Origin of the sequence: Kamptonema animale CS-326 (assembly GCF_028330895.1) — a bacterium.
GTDB lineage: Bacteria > Cyanobacteriota > Cyanobacteriia > Cyanobacteriales > Microcoleaceae > Kamptonema > Kamptonema formosum.
Genome location: NZ_JAQMUA010000008.1, coordinates 24344 through 31977, shown reverse-complemented (window position 1 = coordinate 31977; position 7634 = coordinate 24344). Strand labels below are relative to the sequence as shown.

Below are 7634 nucleotides of genomic sequence, written 5' to 3'. Positions count from 1 at the left end.
GGGTAATGGCAATCGCATTGTAGTTAGTATCGGTGCTAGTTGCTGCGTAACTAATTGTGCTAGTATGATTGCCTTCAACGAGGCTATCATCTACGGCTGTAACGGTGACTGTTTGTGGTACATTCCAGTTAGCTGAAGTGAAAGTTAGACTACTTGCACTACTGGTACTTTGACTATCAGGATTAATTGCAATTGTGACATCGTTTGTGGGTTGGCTGTTTAATACTACTGTGTAACTATCGGTTGCGCCGCCTTCTGAAATATCTGTGCTACCTCCCAATTGAGTGATGGTGACATTGGCAGTATCGTTATCAGTAATATTGGCTGTAATTGGGGTAATGGCGATCGCATTATAGTTAGTATCGGTGCTAGTTGCTGCGTAACTAATTGTGCTAGTATGACTGCCTTCAACGAGGTTATCATCTACGGCTGTGACTGTGACTGTTTGTGGTACATTCCAGTTAGCTGAAGTGAAGGTGAGACTGCTGGCGCTACTTGTACTTTGACTGTCAGGATTGATGTTAATTGTGACATTAGATGTGGGTTGGCTGTTTAATACTACTGTGTAACTATCAGTTGTGCTGCCTTCTGATATATCTGTGCTACCACTGGATTGAGTGATGTTGACACTGGCAGTATCGTTATCAGTAATAGCAATATTTTGAGTAGTGGTGCTACCTAGTGCAATATTTGCCGAAGGATTGCTAATAGTTAATGTGGCGGTTTCTGTACCTTCTGCTACAGCATCATCAACAACAGTAAAAGTAGTAGTTCCTGTAGTTTGTCCGCTAGGAATAGTAATAGTAGTATTGCCCAGATTGTAATCTCCAGCAGTGATATTAGTTCCAGAAATACCTAAATCAATAGTTTCGTTGCTAGAAACGGCACTAGAAGCTGTTGCAGTCACAGTAATTATAGTTGTACCTGCTTCTGTACCTGCATTACTACTAACTGATAAATTGACAATACCTTGTATCAGCGTGTTGGCTGTTGAAGAATCATTAGTTGTCACTGAGTCAGTAACACCTAAAGCTGTTAATCCGCTAAGAATAGGATTAGGTTTTACTGTGGCTGTATTCGTGACAATAGTTCCCAGTGGTGTCGCTGGATCAATTTTCCCGTTAACTGTCAATGTTGCTGATTGTAATGGTGCTAGATTAACGTTTCCCCAAACTCCATTTGTGTTGTTGTAATTACCTACAGAAGCACTAAAACTGGGATTAGTTACTGCTGTGGGTACTGTGTCGCTGAGATTGAGGTGATCGATTGTGTTTGTGGTACTATTATTTGTAACTGTAATTGTGTAACTAATCGAACCGCCGGGGTTAGCAGTGGCAGGTGCAGTTTTAACGACACTTAAATCAACTTCAGGAGGAGTAGCGCGATACTCAAATGCCCCAATATCTACAGTAGAATTACTGATTCTAGTAAAGGGTAAACCCCGTTGATCGCTAGTTAATCCAGTGGCAAGAGTGTTGCTGCCTGCATCAATTGCTTGGGAACTAGCAAGTAAGGCATGAGTTTGAGTTGATCCCCCATTATTTGCAAGGGGAGAAAGTACCGTACTAATGAGTCCAGAAACAGTAATATCGCTGGCAACTGTGGGAAAATTACCTGCACTGCCGCTTTTTCCTACTAAGTTATTGCCGTTGGAAGTAAAAGTACCTGAGTTTCGCACTTCTGCATTAGTAGTGGCAGTATTACCTGCAACAATGCTATTGCTAACTGTCGCCGTACTTGTAGCACTAGCGTTGGAGATACTGCCACCGTTATTAGCTGAGTTATAAGCGATCGTGCTGTTTGCGATCGTTAATGTATTTGTATTAAAGTTGTAGATGCCGCCGCCATTGTCAGTAGCTGTATTACCAGAGATCGTGCTGTTAGTTACAGTCATTGTTGCTGCATTGCAAATGCCGCCACCGTTGGGCGATCTGTTGCCACTAATCGTACTCTTAGCAATCGTTGCTTTTCCGTTGCTAGCGTTGAAGATACCACCACCTCTTGAGTCGGCTGTGTTGTTAGCGATCGTACTGTTAGTTACCGTCAGCGTTCCGCCGACATTATAAATACCGCCGCCGTGCCTAGTAGTGCTATTGCCAGTAATTGTACTATTGCTGATGGTGGCGATCGCTCTGTTGTCAATACCACCACCGCCAGAATTATTAGTGCTGTTGTTTGTAACTGTGCTGTTAATGACTGTCAGCGTACCACTGCCGTTGTAAATCCCAGCGCCATTTCGGTTAGATGTGTTGCCAGTAATTGTGCTGTTAGTAACAGTAACATTGCTATTGTCATTAATAAAAATGCCGCCAGCTTTGCCATTGGGAATAGTACCGGATGCAGTGCCATTACTGACAGTGCTGTTGTTTAAAGTTAAGGTACTACCGTTTGTGACCGAGATATTTGCACCCCTACCAGTAACGCTTCCCTGAGTAATCGTCATGTCACTAATGTTGACTGTTACCCCCGATCCAGAAATATTGAATACCTGCACGGCATTATTACCGCTAACAATTAAATTACTCGCCCCTGGCCCGTTAATACTGACTGAATCAGTAATACTTAGCGTGCTAGCAACAGTTATCGTACCGCTGACTCCGGTAAGGTCGATCGCATCCGCACCTGTAGTGTTATTGGCAGCCACAATTGCTTCTCGCAAGCTGATTTTGCCGTCAGCGCCAGGACTAGCAATTAGGTTCGCGATGCTGGTAGTAGTTCCATCTACGGTGTTGTTGGTGGTTGTGACGCTAACTGTAGCCATAGTTACTCCTCAGCGATTCAGGTTGTAGAATTATGTGCGCGATCGCCAATCCCGATCGCGCTGATATCATCAAATATCTTGTGCTAATGCCCGATAACGAGATTCAGCTCGTTAACCGATGAGTTAATTTATTGCGATATAAAATTTATAACTTGCTGATTCCTGGTTGTGCTAGCCAAAATGCGAAAGATTTGTTTCGCAAAATATCTAAAGCCTTCTTCTAAAAATACGGTCACAAATATTAATTTAACTTAACATTCTACTATTTTTAATCTCCTACCAACCCATTTAATGCTTCAGCAACGCGATTAAACACTTCCACCCAATCTCGCGGTTGCGATTGCCGAAATAGTCGCATCGTCGGATACCAAGGAGTATCATTTCTTTCTAACATCCATCGCCAATCAGGACTATATAGCTTATTATGGAGCCTTAAATCTGTGGGCTCAAGAATTTATCGTGAGTCCTTATTGAACCGGAAACGGAGAAAATACAGTCAAATTTCTGCAAGACATAATGCTCCGGCAGAAAATCCCGTAGAAGGAATTTGGTTGCAAGTCAAAAACTTTATTCGGCGTTTTTATCACATCTGTACAAACTTCTCCATCGTTAAACGATTATTTGAGTTTTTCTTTGATTTTAAGCTTTTTAATAATCCTAATTTAAAAAAATACGATGCTTTTGCACAACTCATTTAGACGTGCTATATATTCTAATAGCTCAATTGTATAAATCGGTAACAGAGGTGAGTGTAGCTGAAAAAATATTTCCCAAGTAGGGGCGGCTGCGAGAGGATAATTTGGGAACTATTAAAGATGAGCTATGTATAAAACCCGCCCAGAGTAACACCCTTCCCTATTTCCGCTTGTTTCCCCCGCCCCCCTGCCCCCTCGCTACCCAATCCCTTATAATGCGATCGCAGTTAAAATCTAAACCTACCCTACAAAGATTATGGGCGAATCCAAGCGTCGTAAAGAAGCTCTCAAAGACGAATACGGCAAAGAACAACCAATTCTTTCCTGGCTACCAATTACAAAAAGCCAAAGTGAAAGTTTTATCAAGTGGACGACTAGAGGAACCTGGCTCGGCATTGGCCTGTTGATTGCTTGGTGGGTGGCAGTGCGATTGGTGGGCCCATCTTTCGGCTGGTGGGAAGTTAACTGACAAACCTCCCTCTCTCCTCCTTCTGGCTTACTGCGCGACAGTTAAAAGAGATTTATTGCCGCTATTAGATATTTGTATCTCTAGCATTTCCCCGACCATCTCAACCTCGCTCAGGAACAAGGTCTTTGTCTCTTTAGTCCATGAAGCTAAAGGGATTCGGTAAATGTTGCTGTTGATACTTTGCTGAGATTGTTAGTCAGTTAACCTAAGACAACCAAGCTGAAGGAGTTATTACCCAGATGATTTATTCAGCATAGTGAAGTTATAGTAAGCATACACCTAAACCCAATTCTTAAGAAAAAATAAAATTGGGTATTAAAATTAAGGTGTGGTGATAGGAGGACAACTGTGTTTCTGAGACTTGCAGAGCAACACCGCAAATTCGTTCAAGACTTGGTGATGAACCTTCAAGCCTTGGCGATCGTGCTGGAGAAGCGAGGGTATTTGGCATCCTGCTACACTTGCGGGGGTCAAATGAATAGCGCCTCGTTTATGGTCAGCTTGGCGGACAATCACCTAATTCGGTTTTTAGTATCGGATTATGGGATTACTTGGACAGAGATGCGGGATGACCGCGAATTAATGAAGCTGGAGGGTGCTGAAGCCATCAGCCAGCTACAGGAACTAGCAAACCTGGTGAAGTACCAAATCCAACCCTCAGAAGCTGTCCCAAAGGCGGCCCAGCGAGTTTAGCCAGTGGGAGGTCAAGGGGTTGGAAGTTTTGCACAGGAGTACCATGCCCGATCGCAGTAGGATTGGAAGCCCAAAATGTTAGTCTAGAGATGGACGATAAAGACATTAAACATTGGGTAGCCCAGCCTGCTGCGATCGCTGTAAGTGTCTGGGCTGCCTAGTATTGGATTAACTTGCAGGCTATGACGCTTTTACAGTCTGATTGGGAACATTTCTTTGTTGAAACGAATAACATCCGCTTGCACTGCGTTACCCAAGGCCAGGGGGAGCTAGTTTTACTCCTCCACGGGTTTCCAGAGTTTTGGTATTCTTGGCGCTATCAAATTCCGGCCTTAGCCCGTCATTTCAAAGTTGTAGTACCAGATTTACGGGGCTACAACGATTCTGACAAACCTGAGAGCGGTTATGATTTAGATACTCTCAGTGCTGATATTCGGGGTTTAATTGACCGTTTGGGGTATGTAAGAGCTCACGTAGTTGGTCACGATTGGGGAGGAACGATCGCCTGGCACTTAGCTCAAAAGTTTCCCCACTATCTCAATCGCTTAGCAATTTTAAACGCGCCACATCCTCAGCGTTTTGTCCAAGAAATTGCCAGCAACCTAGATCAATTCCGCCGTAGTTGGTATGTTTTTGCTTTCCAGGTTCCCGGTATCCCAGAGTGGATCATCCAGCAAAACTTAAAAGATTTTGTCAAAGCTGCCCTGCAAGGTCAAGCAATTCGTAAAGGTGCTTTTAGTGCTGAAGAAACTAAGATTTATCAGGCCGCTTTAGAAAAACCTGGAGTCTTGGGGGCCGCCCTTAACTACTATCGCCAGCTATTTAACCCTTGGGCGGGGAATTGGGGTCAGAAACCAGAGTTGGTAACTGCACCGACTTTGGTACTTTGGGGAGAAGATGACGCTTTCTTGACCAAAAAGCTGACAGAAGGATTAGACAGGTTGATTGCGGCCCCCTTTCAGCTAAAATTAGTCCCCCACTGCGGACACTGGATTCAACAGGAAGCACCCCAAACTGTAAATCGGGAATTACTTAATTTTCTACGGGATGCCCCTGTGTCTTTGGCGACGACTTAGATTATCCTGCGATCGGTATAGCTAGGGTGGGCGTTGACACAAAATAAATTGTGTCAACGCCCAATATCCGCCCACCTACAATTTAAACTTCTTCTACATCTTCTGCCTCTTCACTATCTTCTGCATCAATAGGAGCAACGGAGTTAGCCGAAACAACGGCTCCGCTGGCTAGTTTTTGGCGCACTAACTGCTCAATTTGAGCTTTAAACTCAGGATTTTCGTCAGTATATTTAATCGTCGTTTCCCGACCTTGACCGATGTTGTCGCCATTGTAACTGTACCAAGAACCTTTTTTGGTAATGATTCCAGTTTCTTCTGCCAAGTCAACTAGACAGCCTGTAGTAGAAATACCTTTGCCAAATACGATGTCAAATTCAGCAATACGGAAGGGAGGAGCAACTTTATTTTTGGCGACTTTGACTTTAACGCGGTTGCCATACTCTTCTGTGCCTTTCTTGAGGCTTTGAATGCGACGGATATCAAGTCGCACGCTGGCATAAAATTTGAGAGCGTTACCGCCCGTTGTGGTTTCCGGGTTGCCGTAGGTGACACCGATTTTCTGCCGTAACTGGTTGAGGAAAATGACAGTACAGCCAGATTTACCAATATTACCAGTGATTTTGCGGAGCGCTTGGCTCATTAGCCGAGCTTGCAAACCCATGTGAGAGTCGCCCATATCGCCTTCGATTTCAGCGCGAGGTACGAGGGCGGCTACGGAGTCAACAACCACAATATCAACGGCGACGGAACGGACGAGTTGATCGACGATTTCCAGGGCCATCTCCCCAGTATCGGGTTGAGAAACTAGGAGATTGACAATATCAACGCCGAGGACTGAGGCGTAACTGGGGTCGAGGGCGTGTTCGGCATCAACGAAGGCGGCGATACCTCCTGATTTTTGCACTTCTGCGATCGCGTGTAGCGCTAGCGTGGTTTTACCTGAACTTTCTGGGCCATAGATTTCAATGACTCGACCTTTAGGCAATCCGCCGCCCAAGGCGATGTCTAGTGTCAAGGCCCCACTGGGAATAGTCTCTACCCTCATCCGGGTAGCATCTCCAAGGCGGACGATCGCTCCTTTGCCAAAGCTGCGCTCGATTTGATTGAGCACTAGGTTCAGGGCTTTTTGCTTTTCGGGGTTATCACCAATTTTTATAGCCATTTGCTTTCTAACTTACAGTAGAGGGCGGTGGTGCAGAGAGGGCAGAGTTACTACCATGACAAATGGTATGGTAGCAGTTATTTTAGTCTGTCGGGGGGGCTAATATCTATATTCAGGAATGTTCTCGATATCGGCTGGTTTTGCCTGCTGTGTTTATGGCTTGGCGGCTCGTGAAACACTGATTTTCCCTTCAGACTCTTTAAAGTTTTATATCATACTTTGATTTTTTTGTCAACCTCTACTTCTCAGGGGATACATGAACCCCCAGACAGGCTATTAAGGTGAGTGATGCCTAAGTCCTGTGCTTGCTATCGATCGCTTTCATAAAATTCTGACAAAATGCCCATAATTTCGTTGTTGTTAATGTCTTCTCGGTCAGATTTTGAGTAAATAGTTAATAAAATCTTTTTGATAATTCGCGCAGGTTTCTCCGATACTGTGGGGTCAGGTCAATTTGAACTAAAGGTAATTCATTCGGCATCAATTCCCTCCCACATTTCAGAAAGTGGTATGCGTTTTCCTTCTTTAGCCTCCTGTAAGGCTATCCTGAGACTAGCTTTTATTTCTTCTATGGGAGTATCATCGGGGTCATTTTCGAGTTCTTCTGTAGTTTCTGAGAATAGTACAATAATTCGCACTCGACTGGGGGTTTCTCCCTTTATGGGTTGGTCGAGATACACTTGACCTTTTTCATCAATTGTTCCTGTTACTTCAATAGCTCTCATTTGTTTCATCTTAATTTCAGTTGAATCTAGGATAACACACCTTTGTAATTGTC

The 7634-nt window shown here is 44.1% G+C and carries 8 protein-coding genes; 4 read left to right on the top strand and 4 right to left on the bottom strand.

Annotated features, from left to right (window positions below; all coding sequences use genetic code 11):
* Nucleotides 1–2761, bottom strand: a 2761-nt coding sequence (locus PN499_RS00505; RefSeq protein WP_272029625.1) for a beta strand repeat-containing protein, incomplete at its 3' end; no start/stop codon positions are given.
* A gap of 268 nt (nucleotides 2762–3029) precedes the next feature.
* Nucleotides 3030–3155 (bottom strand): hypothetical protein, encoded by a 126-nt coding sequence (locus PN499_RS00500; RefSeq protein WP_272029624.1) that lies wholly within the window; start codon nucleotides 3153–3155, stop codon nucleotides 3030–3032.
* A gap of 76 nt (nucleotides 3156–3231) precedes the next feature.
* On the opposite strand from PN499_RS00500, the gene PN499_RS00495 reads away from it, so the two are divergent.
* The 4 genes from PN499_RS00495 to PN499_RS00480 all read left to right on the top strand — a co-directional run bounded on the left by PN499_RS00495 (nucleotide 3232) and on the right by PN499_RS00480 (nucleotide 5694).
* On the top strand, nucleotides 3232–3459 hold the full coding sequence (locus tag PN499_RS00495) for a transposase (protein ID WP_272029623.1): 228 nt from the start codon (nucleotides 3232–3234) through the stop codon (nucleotides 3457–3459).
* Nucleotides 3460–3712: 253 nt separating this feature from the next.
* The gene (locus PN499_RS00490; RefSeq protein ID WP_272029622.1) at nucleotides 3713–3925 is read left to right on the top strand and encodes a DUF2839 domain-containing protein; all 213 of its coding nucleotides are present in this window, start codon (nucleotides 3713–3715) and stop codon (nucleotides 3923–3925) included.
* 348 nt (nucleotides 3926–4273) lie between these two features.
* Entirely contained in the window at nucleotides 4274–4618 is a 345-nt protein-coding gene (locus PN499_RS00485; protein WP_007358309.1) for a DUF1815 family protein, read from the top strand.
* 182 nt (nucleotides 4619–4800) lie between these two features.
* Entirely contained in the window at nucleotides 4801–5694 is an 894-nt protein-coding gene (locus tag PN499_RS00480; RefSeq protein ID WP_272029621.1) for an alpha/beta fold hydrolase, read from the top strand.
* 82 nt (nucleotides 5695–5776) lie between these two features.
* Here the strand turns inward: PN499_RS00480 and recA are convergent, their stop codons facing one another.
* Both recA and PN499_RS00470 read right to left on the bottom strand, forming a co-directional pair.
* Nucleotides 5777–6856, bottom strand: a complete 1080-nt coding sequence (recA, locus tag PN499_RS00475) for a recombinase RecA (protein ID WP_272029620.1) — start codon at nucleotides 6854–6856, stop codon at nucleotides 5777–5779.
* Nucleotides 6857–7326: 470 nt separating this feature from the next.
* The gene (locus PN499_RS00470; protein ID WP_272029627.1) at nucleotides 7327–7581 is read right to left on the bottom strand and encodes a type II toxin-antitoxin system RelN family antitoxin; all 255 of its coding nucleotides are present in this window, start codon (nucleotides 7579–7581) and stop codon (nucleotides 7327–7329) included.
* Between the last annotated feature and the right edge of the window lie 53 nt (nucleotides 7582–7634).